Origin of the sequence: Acinetobacter sp. (assembly GCF_039596015.1) — a bacterium.
Lineage (GTDB): Bacteria > Pseudomonadota > Gammaproteobacteria > Pseudomonadales > Moraxellaceae > Acinetobacter.
This window is the reverse complement of the sequence record NZ_JBCNKN010000006.1, coordinates 158399-174955: the sequence shown is the minus strand read 5'-3', so window position 1 is coordinate 174955 and position 16557 is coordinate 158399. Positions and strand designations below refer to the sequence as shown.

The 16557-nt window shown below is 40.0% G+C and carries 15 protein-coding genes; 6 read left to right on the top strand and 9 right to left on the bottom strand.

What is annotated here, in order from left to right:
* Window positions 1-80 precede the first annotated feature (80 nt).
* The 6 genes from ABDV70_RS08585 to ABDV70_RS08560 form a co-directional block, all read right to left on the bottom strand.
* The gene (locus ABDV70_RS08585) at window positions 81-992 is read right to left on the bottom strand and encodes a cation diffusion facilitator family transporter (RefSeq protein WP_343597048.1); all 912 of its coding nucleotides are present in this window, start codon (window positions 990-992) and stop codon (window positions 81-83) included.
* A gap of 169 nt (window positions 993-1161) precedes the next feature.
* Window positions 1162-2061: a hypothetical protein gene (locus tag ABDV70_RS08580; protein ID WP_343597046.1), complete on the bottom strand. Its 900-nt coding sequence runs from the start codon at window positions 2059-2061 to the stop codon at window positions 1162-1164.
* 206 nt (window positions 2062-2267) lie between these two features.
* A complete protein-coding gene (locus ABDV70_RS08575) occupies window positions 2268-2672 on the bottom strand; it encodes a hypothetical protein (protein WP_343597044.1) in 405 nt (134 codons plus the stop codon).
* Window positions 2673-2676: 4 nt separating this feature from the next.
* Entirely contained in the window at window positions 2677-3591 is a 915-nt protein-coding gene (locus tag ABDV70_RS08570) for a hypothetical protein (protein ID WP_343597042.1), read from the bottom strand.
* Between the two features lie 4 nt (window positions 3592-3595).
* Window positions 3596-3781 (bottom strand): hypothetical protein, encoded by a 186-nt coding sequence (locus ABDV70_RS08565; protein ID WP_343597041.1) that lies wholly within the window; start codon window positions 3779-3781, stop codon window positions 3596-3598.
* 152 nt (window positions 3782-3933) lie between these two features.
* Window positions 3934-4635, bottom strand: coding sequence for a DsbA family oxidoreductase (locus ABDV70_RS08560; RefSeq protein ID WP_343597039.1), 702 nt, complete (start codon window positions 4633-4635; stop codon window positions 3934-3936).
* Between the two features lie 195 nt (window positions 4636-4830).
* Between ABDV70_RS08560 and ABDV70_RS08555 the strand changes: the two genes are divergently transcribed.
* Entirely contained in the window at window positions 4831-5307 is a 477-nt protein-coding gene (locus tag ABDV70_RS08555; RefSeq protein ID WP_343597037.1) for a super-infection exclusion protein B, read from the top strand.
* Between the two features lie 65 nt (window positions 5308-5372).
* Here the strand turns inward: ABDV70_RS08555 and fadA are convergent, their stop codons facing one another.
* Entirely contained in the window at window positions 5373-6545 is a 1173-nt protein-coding gene (gene fadA / locus ABDV70_RS08550; protein ID WP_343597035.1) for an acetyl-CoA C-acyltransferase FadA, read from the bottom strand.
* A 12-nt stretch (window positions 6546-6557) separates the two neighbouring features.
* A complete protein-coding gene (gene fadB / locus ABDV70_RS08545) occupies window positions 6558-8711 on the bottom strand; it encodes a fatty acid oxidation complex subunit alpha FadB (protein WP_343597033.1) in 2154 nt (717 codons plus the stop codon).
* 782 nt (window positions 8712-9493) lie between these two features.
* Between fadB and ABDV70_RS08540 the strand changes: the two genes are divergently transcribed.
* Window positions 9494-10582 (top strand): GGDEF domain-containing protein, encoded by a 1089-nt coding sequence (locus tag ABDV70_RS08540; protein WP_343597031.1) that lies wholly within the window; start codon window positions 9494-9496, stop codon window positions 10580-10582.
* A 236-nt stretch (window positions 10583-10818) separates the two neighbouring features.
* Here the strand turns inward: ABDV70_RS08540 and ponA are convergent, their stop codons facing one another.
* A complete protein-coding gene (ponA, locus tag ABDV70_RS08535; protein ID WP_343597029.1) occupies window positions 10819-13353 on the bottom strand; it encodes a penicillin-binding protein PBP1a in 2535 nt (844 codons plus the stop codon).
* Between the two features lie 166 nt (window positions 13354-13519).
* Between ponA and ABDV70_RS08530 the strand changes: the two genes are divergently transcribed.
* Genes ABDV70_RS08530 through ABDV70_RS08515 form a run of 4 tightly spaced genes read left to right on the top strand, consistent with a single transcriptional unit; the run spans window position 13520 to window position 16543 of the window.
* Complete coding sequence (locus ABDV70_RS08530; protein WP_343597026.1) at window positions 13520-14578, top strand: pilus assembly protein PilM; 1059 nt, start codon at window positions 13520-13522, stop codon at window positions 14576-14578.
* The gene (locus tag ABDV70_RS08525; protein ID WP_343597024.1) at window positions 14578-15231 is read left to right on the top strand and encodes a PilN domain-containing protein; all 654 of its coding nucleotides are present in this window, start codon (window positions 14578-14580) and stop codon (window positions 15229-15231) included. The genes ABDV70_RS08530 and ABDV70_RS08525 overlap by 1 nt, the downstream gene beginning before the upstream one ends.
* Window positions 15228-16016: a type 4a pilus biogenesis protein PilO gene (locus tag ABDV70_RS08520; RefSeq protein ID WP_343597022.1), complete on the top strand. Its 789-nt coding sequence runs from the start codon at window positions 15228-15230 to the stop codon at window positions 16014-16016. Before ABDV70_RS08525 ends, ABDV70_RS08520 begins: the two co-directional genes overlap by 4 nt.
* The gene (locus ABDV70_RS08515; RefSeq protein WP_343597021.1) at window positions 16013-16543 is read left to right on the top strand and encodes a pilus assembly protein PilP; all 531 of its coding nucleotides are present in this window, start codon (window positions 16013-16015) and stop codon (window positions 16541-16543) included. Before ABDV70_RS08520 ends, ABDV70_RS08515 begins: the two co-directional genes overlap by 4 nt.
* The last annotated feature ends 14 nt before the right edge of the window (window positions 16544-16557 follow it).

Below are 16557 nucleotides of genomic sequence, written 5' to 3'. Positions count from 1 at the left end.
ATGCCTATGCTGTGAGCCATACACTATAAATATAAGATTTTTAAGTATTTCACAGCATGAGTGATAAAGACCAAGCCTATTTAGATAGGATCAATATGCGTGATCACATCAATCACACGATGTTTTTGCATGATGAGATAACGAACATTGACCGCAATATCGTGTCCTTCCCGAACGCTTAAATTTCCATTTACTTCAATATGTGCATCAATAATAATCATATCGCCCATTTTTCGGGTACGAATATTATGTACGCCTTCAACTCCCGCACAATGGAGGAATGTTTCTCGGATGGCTTGAACTTCATTGTCATCGGCAGCCCGATCCATTAAATCACTGAGTGCTTCCCAGCCAAATTCATAGCCCATTTTGATGATGATACAACCCACCAACAGGGCGGCAATCGGGTCTAAAATTGGGTATCCAAGCAAATTTCCCGCAATACCAATCATCACCACCAAGGAAGAAGCTGCATCGGAACGCGCATGCCATGCGTTGGCAACTAACATACTGGATTTTACTTTTTTGGCGATTTTGAGCATATAACGAAATAGCAGCTCTTTGGCAACCAAAGCCGTCATGGCAACATAAATGGCAATGCTGTGTACTTGAGGGATGTCTTCATGATGCATGATTTTATGAATCGCGGAGATGGACATGCCAATCCCAACCCCAAGCAGGATGAGACCTAACATCAATGATGCTGCGTTTTCAAAACGATAATGACCAAAGGGGTGATTATCATCGGCATCCTTTTGGCTAAAATGATTGGCAAATAACACAATAAAATCGGCAATCAGGTCACTGAGGGAATGAATACCATCGGCAACCAGACCTTGTGATTTCGAAAAAAGTCCAATTAAAATCTGTGCGATAGAAAGACATAAATTTACTCCCACGCTAACCCAAGTTGTCTGATTGGCTGCTTTGGCTCGTTCTTCGGTAGAAATCAGGTCCTCTGTCGGGGTGTTATCGAAATGGGGAGTAAGCATGACCATATGTACAATGAAGAAAGGAATACTAAGTGTACGTTATTTTATCGAAATTTAAAAAATTATTTTATTAAAAAATGTTGTAAAACATATATTTAAATAGAATTGATAGTGGTGTGGAAATTAAGAATGGTTCCACAATAGGGACGCATTCTTAACTGTGATTTGTTCAAAATGCCATGTCAAATTGCACTGTAGTACTAAAAACATGTCTGTTTTCATCCGTTCGATCTTGGTAATAAGACACGCCATTTTCAAGATAGAGCCAGTCACGCCACAAAGGACGACGCCAAGAAAAATAAGGCCCCCAACTCTGTACTTCAACGTCTCGCTTGTCTTTATTATAAACGCCGTTGGAATATAAGCCGTAGGTTATGCTTTGATCATGATTGATTTTTTGCTTACGAAACAAATAGTTCTCCCAATTATAAGTCGTATCATCATAGGTCTTGGTAATTGAAAGTTGATTGGATGCAATGGCTTCATGCGCCTGTTTTTGCGTAAAATTAAAATTTGTTTCCGAATAATTCCGACTTTGTGCGCCATAGCGGAAAGTTTGTTGGGCATTAAAATCAAAATCAGGATTGATCTGCCAATTTTTTTCAGCATTTACTTCAAGATACACATCTGAATTTGAGTTGGAACCCAGATTAATATCGCTTTGAAAAGGGAGTTGTTTCGACAAATCAGACAAAATCGACTCAAGCCAGTCAGCTTGTGGCTTCGTTGCTTTTTTAGGTCTAGATGAGTTTTTATTGACACCAAATTTACGTTTTGGGTGGTGCTTTTGATAAGACTGTTGTGCCCGATAAATCAGAGTATCCTGACCAAATACAGCCATCAGTTGCTGCGCTAGTTCAGGTGAATGCGGATCAAATTGTGGTGCAAACGGGTTATCCTGAGAGGTCACAGCGCGATGCCGTCTATATTTTCTATGATGTTTTGAGCGGGTCGGATGACAAGCAATATCTGCTGCAAAAAAAGAATGAGCAAAGGCGGGTAAAACAATAAAATTGTGTTGAGGAATCGTGACGCCTGTAAATAAAATTGGAAGCCAAAAAAATTTCATACGAGTGCTGTATCGCAACGAAAATAATAGATGAAAAACACAATAGATGTGTGGTTTAACAGGTAAACTTTTGCTGACACAGGGATGAAATCCTCATCTAGAATCATCAGATTTCATATTTGATGTTTTACAACTTCAAAACGCTTATTGCCGCAAATATTATTGGAAATTCCAACAGTTTCCATTGTGTTTTTAATACGTTAAATTTAGCTTAAAATACCTTTCGGACTTACATGTTGTGTTATTGCAATATGAAGGATGTCGCTTGAAACAGGCGATGATAGCGTTGTCAGTATGTCCCGAAGCATTTGCCATGACACCCCATCTTGTCGGGAAAATAAAACACAAGGATAGCCTAGGGCATCTACACTGGATTGCAGACGGTTTTCACCATGAACAATACGGTATTTGAGCCGTTCTTTCATTAAGATTAAAGGTGTAGTTAAGCTTGCAGGCATTTCTTCAAAAGGAATAAATCGTTGCGTTAAGACGAGTTCTCGGGGGATGAAAATAGGTATTTCGGGTGGTTTCCAAAGGGTCTTTTCTTGAAGAAAAACGTCAAAGAAGGTTTCTAGGTTTGTGGCGTGATCTTGCCAGATCTGCCAAGTCATGCTTTTAATGGTCGCGAGTTGATGTTGATATTGAACACAATAGGGACGCCAGTTGAATAGCGATATGTGGATTCATTGATCCAAAGATCATCACATATCCCATAAATTGCTGTTGTTCATCAACACGTTCCGCCACAATGATCGGAGTGTTTAAAATGTCATCGCTTTTGCTAGAAACACTCAAATAAAGAAAAAGATTTTGGGGATGAGTCACTTCATCGAAGTTGATGAGATAACTGGTATCGGTAACGGCTGGAATCTGAATAGGAGTGAGACTTGCATGGAAAGGCTCAAGTTCAATTTTGATTTGCTCGGCTGTTAGAACCTGAATATTGGTTTGTTGAAATTGATGCGTAATCGGGTCAGTGTTAGCTTTGTCTAAATGGACGGATTGATTTTTTGTAGAACCGGTTACTCGTTGAGTGTGTGACGTCTGATGAGCATCATCGACGAAATTTGCATCTTCAACAAGACAATGCAGTAGATTTTGTTGTTGTAAGAGCCACTGATAGGCATCAGCGAGTTGTGTTTTCCAGCTACTATGAATAACCCCTTTTTTTGCTTGGGGAATTAACCAAATCTGCCATCTTTTTTCGATAGCATCATAAAGTGTAGCCCATCCTAAAAGCGGGTTTTCCTGAAGTGTTTTTAAAAGTATCGATTGGTCTTGAAAGAGTCCACGATAACTTTTTTGAAAGTTACTTTTAATGAATACGTTATGATTGATTTGCTGAGGCGTATCAAATTGGGTAAGTGATTGATTGCGTTTTTGAGTAATCGGTTTTTCGCAAAACTGAAAAATTTCTTTGAGTCGATGGGTTGCTTTGGCCCGTTCAAATAAAGGCAATGAATTATTTTCAATGATTTGGATATTATGTTTAATATCCTGAATAACGAGGGCTTTTTCTAACAGATTCATAATATCACTTTGTAATATATTTTTTTGCCTGCTCAAGATATTGAGTCAAAAGCTGATTGAGTGTGAGTTCTAAGAGCCGATATTCAGAAGAATTAGGGTCAGAGAACTCTCTCGCCTTTTCAATTAAATGATCAAGGTCCAAATCATCGAAGGCTATTTTTTCTTGTAGAAATTCTTGTAGCTGCTGCATGATCATAACTGTAATAAAAGTAGCTGACCATTATTATAATAAAGTGAAAAAAATTGAAAATATAGATGATTTAAAAATACGCTGAAATAATTTAAAAATTCATACAGATAGGATTGTATAGCGTAAAATCTATACAATCCAGTGGAAATAAATTATGGATTTTTAGGAAGTTCACAACCTTCGCTGTCACAGGTTGCAGCTTGATCTTCAGTGGGCTGATTTTCTATTTTGTCTTGAGCTTGTTGAAGGACATGCGAGAAAACATCGCGTGGTTGAGCACCTGCAAGCGCAATGCGTTGATCAAATACAAAAAATGGTACGCCTGTCACATTGAGTTGTTCGTGTGCAATTTTTTCGTCATGTCGAACAAATTCAGCAAATTCATCCGAATCCAGTACGTCATCTACTTCTACAGGGTTGAGACCAATACGTGCCGCAACGTCTTCGAGGGTTTCTCGTTCGCCAATGGCTAAACCTTGGGTCATATAACTATAGAAAAAGGCTTCTTCTGCTTCATTACCCAAGCCTCGACTTTGTGCAAGGTGAATAATGCGATGTGCATTGAAAGTATTGCCTGAGTTAGCTTTTTGCCATTGAAAGTCAATGCCTTCAGATGCTGCCATTTCAGCAATGTTTTGCTGCATTTGCTGCATTTCTTCAATACTGCGACCATATTTTTCTGCAAGGCGTTCGGTATTTGAAATGGTTTGTGTGGCTGGTGCTTCTGGGTCTAATTCAAAACTGTGCCAGTAAATTTCAAGTTCAATACCTGCTTCGGCTGCAACATGTTCAAGGCGTTTTTTTCCAATATAGCAAAACGGGCAGACCACATCTGACCAAATATCTACGCGCATGGGAATTCTCTAAAATAGTACATTGTTGAATATGATAAGGAGCATGACATGAAATTGAAAGTGTAGATATTGGAATGGTGTGTTATTGCATTTGTGGTTAGAGTGAATAGTGATTAGGTGGTTTATATAAAATAAATTATTATATTATGTGTATGATTTATATATTTTATAAAATTTAAAAAGATAGAGGGGATAATGGTGGGGCAAAAATTTAGCGTGCGTAAACTGAATTATGTGGCATTTATTTTCTTAAATCTCTTATTTATCGTAGCAAACTTTCCCGAGATTGATCAGAAATTATCTCAGTTCATTTTGAATGACTTTAGAACGCCATTGGTGATTATCACCTTGTTTAGTTTATCTTTCATATTATTTGGCTTTTTCCAAAATAAAATATTGTTCTGGAAAGAAAGCAAAGATCAATCTATGCAAAGTAACGCATTAAAAGAAAGGTTGAAGTCATTGAGTTATGACGAAAAATATATTCTCTCTTTATTTATCAATGAACAAAAAGCAGAAAAAGCGCTTGCTGCCACAGACCCTAATGTCGTTTGGTTAGAGAATATTAAGTTGATTGTAAATACGTCAAAAATAGAAGGAAATAAAAAAATTTTTAGAATAGACCCAACCGTAATGAAAGAGCTGAAGAAGAATCCTAATTTACTGTACTAGATTCCTCAGCAATATGAACTGTGTGAACAGGGCAGTTCATATCGTGAGAATAAGGTGATAAACAGTTAAACCCGTTCAATAATCGTGGTAATTCCTTGACCTAGACCAATACACATGGTCGCAAGACCAATTTGGGTATCTTGTTGTTCCATGATATTTAACAAGGTTGTGGTAATACGTGCGCCAGAACAGCCCAAAGGATGACCTAAAGCAATAGCACCGCCGTGTTGGTTGACGATTTCTTGTTTATCAGAAATGCCTAAGCCTTTTAAAACAGATAAACTCTGTGCCGCAAATGCTTCATTGAGTTCAAATGTCTGAATATCAGCAATGCTTAAACCTGCACGTTTCAAGGCTTTTTGTGTTGCTGGCACTGGACCATAACCCATAATGGCTGCATCACAGCCTGCAACAGCCATTGAACGAATCACGGCTCTTGGTTTTAAACCTAAAGCTTGTGCGCGTTCGGCAGACATCAGCAACATTGCCGAAGCTCCATCTGAAAGTGCTGAAGAAGTTGCCGCAGTGACTGTTCCATTTTTAGGGTCAAAAACAGGTTTTAATGCACTAAATGCATCGAGATTAGCATCGGGGCGGATTACTTCATCGACATCGCACAGGATTTTGAAGCCGTCAGCGTTATGGCCTTCAATGCCGATAATTTCATTTTTAAACAAACCTGCCTGTGTTGCCGCCCAAGCACGTTGATGTGATTGTACGCCAAAGATATCTTGTTCTTCACGGCTAATCCCATTCATACGTCCAAGCATTTCTGCGGTGAGCCCCATCATATTGGAGGCTTTGGCATAGTGTTTAGAGGCTTCAGGATTTAGGTCAACGCCATGCATCATTGATACATGTCCCATGTGTTCTACACCACCAATGATGAAAATATCACCCTGATTAGTTGCAATCTGTGCCGCAGCGGTATGAATGGCTTGCATGGATGAGCCACAAAGGCGGTTGATCGTTTGGCCTGCGACTGTTTTTGGCAGGTCTGCAAGTAAACTGGCATTACGGGCAATGTTCCAGCCTTGCTCAAGGGTTTGATTGACACATCCCCAAATTACATCTTCAACTTCATTGGTATCAAAATCATTACGACGTACCAATGCACGGATTAGTTCAGCAGACATGCTGTCCGCACGAACATGACGGAACATTCCGTTTTTTGATTTGCCCATGGCAGTGCGTACACCATCAACAATCACAACGTCACGTGGATTTAAAGTAGTCATTCACGTTGCTCCTTAACCGTAAAATTTTTTGTTGTTTTCAGCCATGTCACGCAACAGTTGTGGCGCTTCATACGCTTTACCTAAGTGGGCATATTTGTTGCAGAGGGCGACGTATTCTGCCACGCCTGTTTGGTCGATATAACGGCATGGCCCACCACGAAATGCAGGGAAACCAATTCCCATAATCATTGCCATATCTGCCTCATGCGGTGTTGCCACGATTTTATCTTCTAGGCAACGGACTGTTTCGTTACATAAAGCAATCATCATGCGGTCAATCATTTCTTGTGAGTCAAATTCACGTTGTTCGCCTGTAACCACCTCAGAAATGATGTCATAAGTGGTAAAGTCTGGAACTTTGGCCTTTTTACCTTTACGGTCAATGACATATTTATAAAAACCAACGTCATTTTTTTGACCTAAACGATTGGCTTGGTAAAGCGTTTCAATAGAGCCTTTGAAGTCTGGTTTCATACGGTCAGGGAAACCTTCTGCCATGACTTCTGCACCGTGTACGCCTGTATCAATTCCGACCACATCCATGAGGTATGCAGGCCCCATGGGCCAGCCAAATTTTTCCATCACTTTGTCGATTTGTTGGAAATCAGCACCATCTTTAAGCAATAAATCGAATGCACCAAAGTAAGGGAAGAGCACCCGATTGACTAAAAATCCAGGACAGTCATTGACAACAATCGGGGTTTTTCCCATTTTCTGAGCAAGTACTACCGTCGTTGCAATGGCTTCTTCTGAAGTATGTTCACCACGAATGACTTCAACCAATGGCATCATGTGTACAGGGTTGAAGAAGTGCATGCCGACAAAATTTTCAGGGCGTTTGAGGGCTTTTGCCAAACGTGTGATGGAGATTGTTGACGTGTTTGACGCAATAATGGTGTTATCACGAACTTTGGCTTCGGTGTCGGCAAGTACAGCCTCTTTGATTTTTGGATTTTCTGTGACTGCTTCAATCACAATATCTACTTCTTTAAATTCATCATAACTTAAAGAAGGGCGGATTCGTGCCAGTGTTTCCCCCATTTTTGCAGGGGTTAATTTACTGCGTTCTACTTGTTTGGTCAGCAAGGTATTGGCTTCTGCCATGCCCAGTGCAAGTTGGGCATTCCCAATATCTTTCATGATAATAGGCGTGCCTTTACTCGCAGCCTGATAGGCAATACCACCGCCCATAATCCCCGCACCAAGTACCGCCGCCTGATTGACAGGATGTGCGCCTTGTTCGTGCTTTTTCGCCATTTTTTTGACGACTTGATCATTAATGAAAAGACCAATTAGAGCTTCGGCTTGAGGCGTAACCGCTGCTTTTGCAAATCCTTCTGCTTCAACTTTTACCGCATCATCACGGTTTAAGGTCACTGAAGTTTGCAGCGAGTCCAGCATAAATTTGGGTGCAGGGTACTGTGCAGGGTTGGCTTTAGAGAACACTACACCTTTGGCAGTGTTAAAGGCCATCAACTGTTCAAGTTGATTTAATTTGATTGGTACAAGTTTTTCCTGACGTTTCGCTTTCCAGTCTAAACGTCCGTTAAGTGCTTGCTGAATTAAATCTAATCCAGCCTCGCGCAATTTATCTTCAGTAACAACTGCATCGACAGCACCATCTTTGAGTGCATCAGCAGCTTTTTTAGGGGTTGCAGTTGCAATCCATTCAATCGCGTTGTCAGTTCCAATCAAACGGCTTAGGCGAACAGTCCCACCAAACCCTGGGAAAATACCGAGTTTAATTTCAGGAAGCCCAACCTGTGCCGATTGTGCCATCACACGATAGTCACACACCAAACACATTTCAAAACCACCGCCTAAAGCCATGCCATTAATGGCAGCAACTTTCGGGATGTTAAGGTCTTCAAAACTGTTAAAAATTTCGTGGATACCAAACAACCATTCTTTAATGGCTTGTTCGCCTTGAGCAAAGCTTTCACCAAATTCAGTGATATCTGCACCAACAATAAAAGTCGGTTTGGCCGATGTGACCAACAGTCCTTTAATTTCAGGGTGTGCCTTGACGGCCTCGATTGCTGCTTTGAAATCCTCAATGGTCGTTTTATTAAATTTATTAACTGACTCACCCTGTAAGTCAAAGCGGAACTCTGCAATTTCACCCTCTAACATGAGAATAGAAATGGCTTTACCTGCGTGGATCATGCCCTGATCTCCTTTATTTTGGAGGATTGTCTGTAAAAGAAAGTTGCATACCTTTGAACTGTACGCATCACTTTTTTAATCTTATGATAACTATAGCCAAAAACAATATGATGAGTTGTATCAAGCCGTGACGCAATGGTCATGGATTTCTCGTGATCAAAGCAGTTTAACATATATTTTTATGCAGAATGTTTTGGTTTATCTTGATTATTATCAATAGTTTGAATAAAAATTTTTCGATAAATATGTCAGTTTAATCTGATTTTTATTGTTGTCATTTACGTCAATAGACAAAACGATCTGGATACATTTCTTTTATTACGTCAAAAGCTTGAGTCTTTAAAGCAATATTGACGAGCGTTCTTTTTAATGATGATCAAAGTCTGTTGTAAAGCCGTAAGGGAATGCACAGCAGCATTGAATGTAGTAGATCTTTGTTTCTGAATTGAAATAGTAGGGAGCCGATCGGTTGGGTATGTAAAATTGAGAACGGAAAGCCAAATAACCGTGTGATCTATCCGAATTCAGATATTTTTTGTATATTTCAATCCCCAATATAATTAAGATGGGACGTATAATCATTTCATTAAAGAAAGCGCACCTCTCGTTTGAGGTGTGGTAAAAAACAGTAAATAAGACAGATCATTCGTATTTTTTATGAATTTTGGTTAATGAACTTGGGGTGTTTTTCTACTGATTGAAGCGATACAAATGGGGGCTTCATTGGATGATATGGGAATATATGTATGAAAAAAGATAAAAGGCTTAATTAGGGTGTTGTCATGTTGCAAAAGATGGTTTATCAGACCCTAGCAGACCAACTGGAGATTGGAGAAATTGAGATTCTTTACCGAAAAGAATTACTTCAGTTCACCATGGATGATGAGCAGTTGCTCATCGCAGCAGCCAGTTATATCGAAAAAGAATTAGAAGAAATCATTGATTGCTTTTATCAGAATCTGCTCAAAGTACCAAGTTTGTCGATCATTATTGGTGACGTCGCAACACTCAATAGATTAAAGCGAAGTCTGGAACAATATGTAAAACAATTATTTAATGGTAACTATGATTTAGATTATGTGAATAGTCGACTCAGAATTGGGTTGGTGCATAAGCGTGTGAATATTTCACCGAATATGTATCTTTCTTCGATGATTTCATTAAAGCATCGGATTTATGAAGTCTTGGGGGACAACATCGTTGAACCACTGCGCTTAAAAAGTACCAAAAGAGCGCTCGACAAATTATTGTCTTTTGATGAACAACTGTTGTTTGATACATATTTTCAAGGGATGTTGCTTGATGTCAAAATTGCACGGGATCAGGCACGCGCCAATGAAAAAAAATTTAAAATGCTGGTGGAAGAACGCACCCGACAGTTATATGAATTGTCGAACAAAGATTCATTAACAAATTTATGGAACCGCCGTTACTTTATTAAATTGCTCACATTGGAAATTGAAAAATCACAAATCAATCATTTGCCATTTAGCTTATTTTATATGGATTTAAACGGCTTTAAGTTGGTCAATGATTATCAGGGGCATTCGAGTGGCGACCAATTGTTAAAAGAATTTAGCAAATATTTATTATCGATTTGTCGCAACGATGATGTGATTGCAAGGATTGGTGGTGATGAATTTGTTTGGTTAGTTCCCAATATTTGTTCAGAACAAGCAACAAAAATTGCTGAACGGATTACGCTTTGGAAACCGACAATTTTGTGTAATGTCAGCATAGGTGTGGTGTGTGTGGAAGAAAATTTTGATTCCCTTTCGCCTGATTTACTACTAGAACAGGCAGATCGGGTCATGTATGAGTCGAAAAATACAAATCGATTATGCTCTACTTGGAATGTCCTGATTTTATAGACTATATTGATTGACATAGCACGATTGCAAAGATGTCTTAATGTAATAAAGCATTCGATTCTGGTCTTGTTTTGATTCATTCGATGTGTGTCAATAATGATGCAACGAATGAACGGATTCGGATGGAGTAGCATTTTAGTTTTTAAGAAAGTGATCCCATAAAAAAGCACCCATTGAATGAACCAAAATACGGTTAGCATGCAAGGGTGCTTTTTATTGTGTGAATTTATATGATATTAATTCACTTGGTTAATCAGCTGTTCAATGGCATCTGCTTTACGTGAAGGCGCAGTTGGATTACCCATTTTAGGCGGTGTTTGGTTCGAAGGAAGTAAAATTTCCTCGCCCGGCAAATCTTCAAAATCCTGCTCATGTTTACGCACAGGCACAACAGGTGCAGGATGATAGGCAGGGCGTGCCAAAGGTGGAGTAACCCGATTTTCTTGCAGACCAACCTGAGTTGCATTTTGATTATGCAATGTCGGTGCTTTGGCATCTTTATCAAAGCTCACCCACGCAGACGGTGTTCCTGCCAAAGCTTTGCTCATAAAGTTAATCCAAAGAGGCGAAGCTGCGACACCACCATACTCTTTACGACCAAGGGTTGTCGGCTGGTCAAATCCGACCCAAGTAATGGCGACTAATTTTCCATTAAAGCCCGCAAACCATGCATCTTTTGCATCGTTGGTTGTCCCTGTTTTACCACCTAAATCATCACGTCCAATACGCAAGGCAGCACGTCCCGTACCCAGCTGAATCACATCATGTAAAATATTCGCCATATCATAGGCTGAACTTGATTTAATGATTCGCTGTGCCTGACGGTAGTTGCTCTTGCTGACATCTGCTTTTTGCATTGCCACTTTGTTTGGAGATGGTGTGGTCAGATGTTCATGGAAAGCTTCATCATCGGGTGTTGCTGCTGTATTTGTTGCATTGGCTTGTGGTTGATCTTGCTGAATACATGAAATACACGCATATTCTGGATTTGCGCGATAAATCACTTTGCCATAGGCATCTTCAATGTGGTCGATGAAATAAGGCTCAACACGATATCCACCATTGGCAAATGTTGCGTAACCCGTTGCCATTTGTACAGGAAGTACCTGAGGTGTCCCTAATGCAATGGTGAAATTGCGGGGAATACGATTTTCTTGTAAACCAAAATCCATTAATAATTGTCGTGCACGTTCAACGCCAACACTTTGTAATAAACGTACAGACACAGTATTACGAGAAAGATATAAAGCACGACGTAAAGGAATTTCACCTAAGTAACGACCATCCGAGTTTTTCGGTGACCATTTGCCAATCGTGATCGGGCTATCATCAACAATAGTATAAGGCGTCATGCCACGTTCAAGTGCCAGCGCATAGATAAACGGTTTGATGGTAGAGCCGGGTTGACGCCAACCTTGTAGCGCACGGTTAAAGGTAGACTGATAGTAACTATAGCCCCCTACAACGGCTTCGATAGCACCATTGTTCGGATTTAGCGCAATCAATTGTCCCTGAACTTTAGGAATTTGTACCAAAGACCATGCCGTTTTATTGTCATTTGGTCGAAGACGAATAATATCATCTACTTTGACAATCTGAGATGCGCGAGAAGGTGCAGGGCCAACGCTGTTTGCATTACGATAAGGACGAGCCCACGCCATGCCCGACCATGGAACTGTGATGACCTTTCCATCAGCAAGTTCAGCTTCAAAGGTATTTGGTCCAACCTTAATGACTTTGGCTGGATAGGTATTGGCATAAGCTACAAATTTGCTTAAAGGCTGACCATGTGCTTCAGCGCCTCTCCAGCCGTGTCGGCGGTCGTAATCTTCTAAACCTGCCTGAACCGATTCTTCGGCATATTGTTGGCGTTTACTGTCAATAGTGGTGTAAATCTTAAGACCCGAATCAACTGCCTGAGCACCAAATCGATCTACAATTTCTGCACGTACCATTTCACCAATATATGGAAAACGATTGATCACACCACGGTCAGGCATATTGAGATTGAGTGGTTCGGCAACAGCTTTACGGTATTCATTCGGGTTGATATAACCCAGCTGCAACATACGACCCAAAATCCAGTTACGACGTTCTAACGCACGTTCAGGATTAACAACAGGATTATATTTAGAAGGTGCTTTAGGCAAACCTGCAATCATGGCCATTTGGGCAATGCTGAGGTCATTTAAGTTTTTGTTATAGTAAATTTTTGCTGCCGCAGCAATCCCATAGGCATTTTTACCCAGAAAAATCTTATTTACATATAATGTTAAAATTTCTTGCTTGCTTAGATTTTGTTCGATTTTGCGCGCTAGAAAAATTTCGGTGAGTTTGCGCTTTAAGGTGCGTTCAGGGCTTAAATAATAGTTTTTAGCAACCTGCATGGTGATGGTTGAGCCACCTGTTTGCACATCAGACCCAGTTAAGCTTTCACTTAATGCACGTCCAAGCCCTTTGAAACTAATACCACTATGTTCAAAAAATGACGAATCTTCTGCGGCCAGAAAAGCATGAATAAAATGCGGAGGAATCTGTTTGTAATCGACAGGAACCGATAATTTACCGCCATATTCGCCGATTAACTGCTGATCAGCAGTATAAATTTGAATCGGTTTGAGTAATGGTGCCTTCTTTAAACTGCTCATTTCCGGCAAAGAGGGGGCAATGTAGAGATACATGCCATAAAACCCCATTGGGATGAGAACTAGGATAATCAGGAAAAATAAAAAAATTGGATGAATTCGACCCGAACAAGATAGCTTTTTCATAACAAGTGATATTTAATATACAGTGGGGTGACCGAGGTTGAGTATAGCCTAGAAAAACTTTGTTCAGGGGTATTATATACAAGTATTGTATGCGCTACTGCTACGAATTCTCGGAATATATGACACGTATCGCTGTTTTACATAAAAAATAACAGGAATAAACATAGTGTTTGGGGTATATCGTAAACCTAAAAAAGGGTTAATAGGAGTCGATATTAGTTCGACTTCTGTAAAGTTGTTGGAACTTTCCATCAAGAATGATCGCTATTGGGTCGAAAGCTATGCGCTTGTCCCATTGGTCGAAGGGGCTGTGGTTGAGAAAAATATTGTTAACCCAGAAGCCGTTGCCGAAGCGATTGAAAAAGCATTAGAGATAGGGAATCCATCCACAGTTAATGTGGCATTTGCCGTTCCGACATCCACAGTGATTCACAAAATCATTGAAATGGATGAGGACATGAATGACGATGAACGAGAAGTTCAAATTCGGATGGATGCAGAACAATATATTCCATTTGCCTTAGATGATGTAAGTCTGGATTTTGAAGTTTTGCCTGAAACAACAGGACGGCCGGGTCGTGTGAATGTCTTATTGGTGGCGACACGTACAGAAAACGTCGATAACCGTAATGAAGCATTGGTTTATGCAGGTTTGACACCTAAAGTTGCAGATGTAGAAAGTTATGCCATGGAGCGCGCACTGACGGTATTTTCAAATACCTTACCAATGGGGGCGCGTGTGATTGCACTGTTAGATATCGGCCATTCGATGACAACGCTATCAGTTATGCAAGATGGCAAAATTATCTATACTCGAGAGCATGTTTTTGGTGGGCGGCAGTTAACACAAGACATTCAGCAGCGCTATGGTTTGTCTTTTGCAGATGCAGGACGTTCAAAGAAAGACCGCAGTCTGCCAGACGATTATGACGCTGAGGTTTTATTACCATTTATGGACAGTGTTGCCCAGCAGGCACAGCGTTCGTTACAGCTCTTTTTCTCTTCTTCTCAGTTTAATGATATTGACCATATTCTTTTGGCAGGTGGGACAGCAAACCTACCTGGGCTTGCCAAGATTTTACAACAATCATTGGGATATCGAGTTACGGTTGCCAATCCGTTTTTACAAATGGGTTTTTCACCTCAAATTAATATTAAAAAAATAGAAGATGATGCTTCCTCATTAATGGTTGCGTGTGGTCTTGCGTTGAGGAGTTTTGATTAATGGCTAAGATTAACTTACTTCCTTGGCGTGATGAGCGTAGAGAGCAACGTAAAAAAAGCTTTATTTTGGTGTCCATTGTATCGGCATTAATGGGTGTATTGGTCGTATTTCTTGCATGGAGTTTTTTTGAACATAAACTCAATGATCAGCAAGAAGCCAATCAATTGATTACAAATAATAATCAGCAACTTGATCAGAAGTTACAAGCTTTAAATGGCTTGCAGGAACAACGTAAAGCGATTATTGACCGTATGAAGTTGATTCAGGGATTACAGGCTCAAAGACCAATTACGGTTCGTCTGGTTGATGAACTGGTTCGTGTTATTCCAGACAATTTATATTTGACAAAAGTGACACGTCAAGGTGATCAATTCAGCATTGAAGGAAAAGCTGAAAGTCCAAACATTGTGGCAGAGTTTATGCGTAAACTTGGTGCGTCTCCTTGGTATCGTAATGTGTTCATGAGTTCATTTATCGCCGCAGATGACAAAGGCAATACACAGCAGACATCGGTGGTTCCTCGTGTAGAAGCCAGCTATGGTAGTTTTGTTGTGACAGCAGATTTAGGGGCAATCGCACAATCTACAGAACAAAATGCGCAAGACCAACAAAACACAAAAGGGGCAAATCAACCACAAGGAGCTAAACCATGAGTCAACAGCAACTTGAAGATTTGAACGAAGGTAACGCGAAACCAGCAAAGAAAAAATTTACTTTGGATAAATTTATTCAGCAATTTAATTCTTTAGATCCAAGTAATTATGGTAGTTGGCCATTACCAGTTAAAATTACCTGCTGGTTTTTTATTTTGTTACTGGTGTGCTTCGTTGGTTATTTTGCCTTAATTAGTAGTCAGATTGACGCAATTTCGACAGCGAAGGCGCAAGAAACCAACTTGCTCAATGATTATCGAGATAAAGAATCTAAACTACGTAATCTGGAACAATATAAAAAGCAACTGGTGGTGATGCAACAAAACTTTAACCATCAATTGCAGCAACTTCCAAAAGAGTCAGAAGTCCCTGGGTTAGTTGAAGATATTAATATTACAGGCGTAGATTCGGGCTTAAAATTTAAAAATATTAGCCTTGATAAAGAAGTGGCTCAAGATTTCTTTATTGAACAACCGATTTCGATTGAAGCGACAGGCGATTATCACGCATTTGGCCAATTCACCAGTGCAATTGCCGCTTTACCACGTATTGTCACATTGCATGATTTTACGATTACTGCCAACCAGCCAACGGATAAAAAATCAGAAATTCCTGTGCTGACCTATACGATTAAAGCCAAAACATATCGATATTTAGGCGATAGCGCAGATCAAGTTAAAGAGGGTGATTCTTCATTGGGTAATCAAGCCCAAAGTAATGAGGCATCTGCATCCAATACCCACACTGGAGGCGTCTCCACAAAAAAAATGGGGAAGCGTAAATGATGAACTATAAATCTCTAAGTATGCTTGCATTGGTGGTTTTGGCGCTTTCAGGGTGTGATTCAAGAGTTGCAGATGTAACTCAGCAAATGACGACGATTCGTAATCAGCCGCCATTGCCGATTGAACCGCCACCAACATTTAATTCAGTGCCATTATTTAATTATGATGCTCAAAATTTAAGAAGTCCTTTTTTACCTAAATCATTGTATACCGAATTAAAGGTGATGGCGGGTAAACGAGTCTACCCTGATTTTTCACGACAACCTCAACCACTTGAAAGCTATGCCTTGGAAACATTGAATATGAAAGGCAGCATGAAAGATCTCAGTGGTCGAATTGTTGCATTAATTCAAACGCCCGATGGTGATATTGACCGCGTACAGGTTGGAAACTATATCGGGCTTAATCAAGGGCGTATTACCAAAATTACACCAACATCAATAGAATTGACTGAAATCATTTCGGATGGACATGATGGTTATGTTGAGCGACCTAGAAGTCTTGTGTTGATTGGGCCGACATCATAAATTTTGGGGAAATA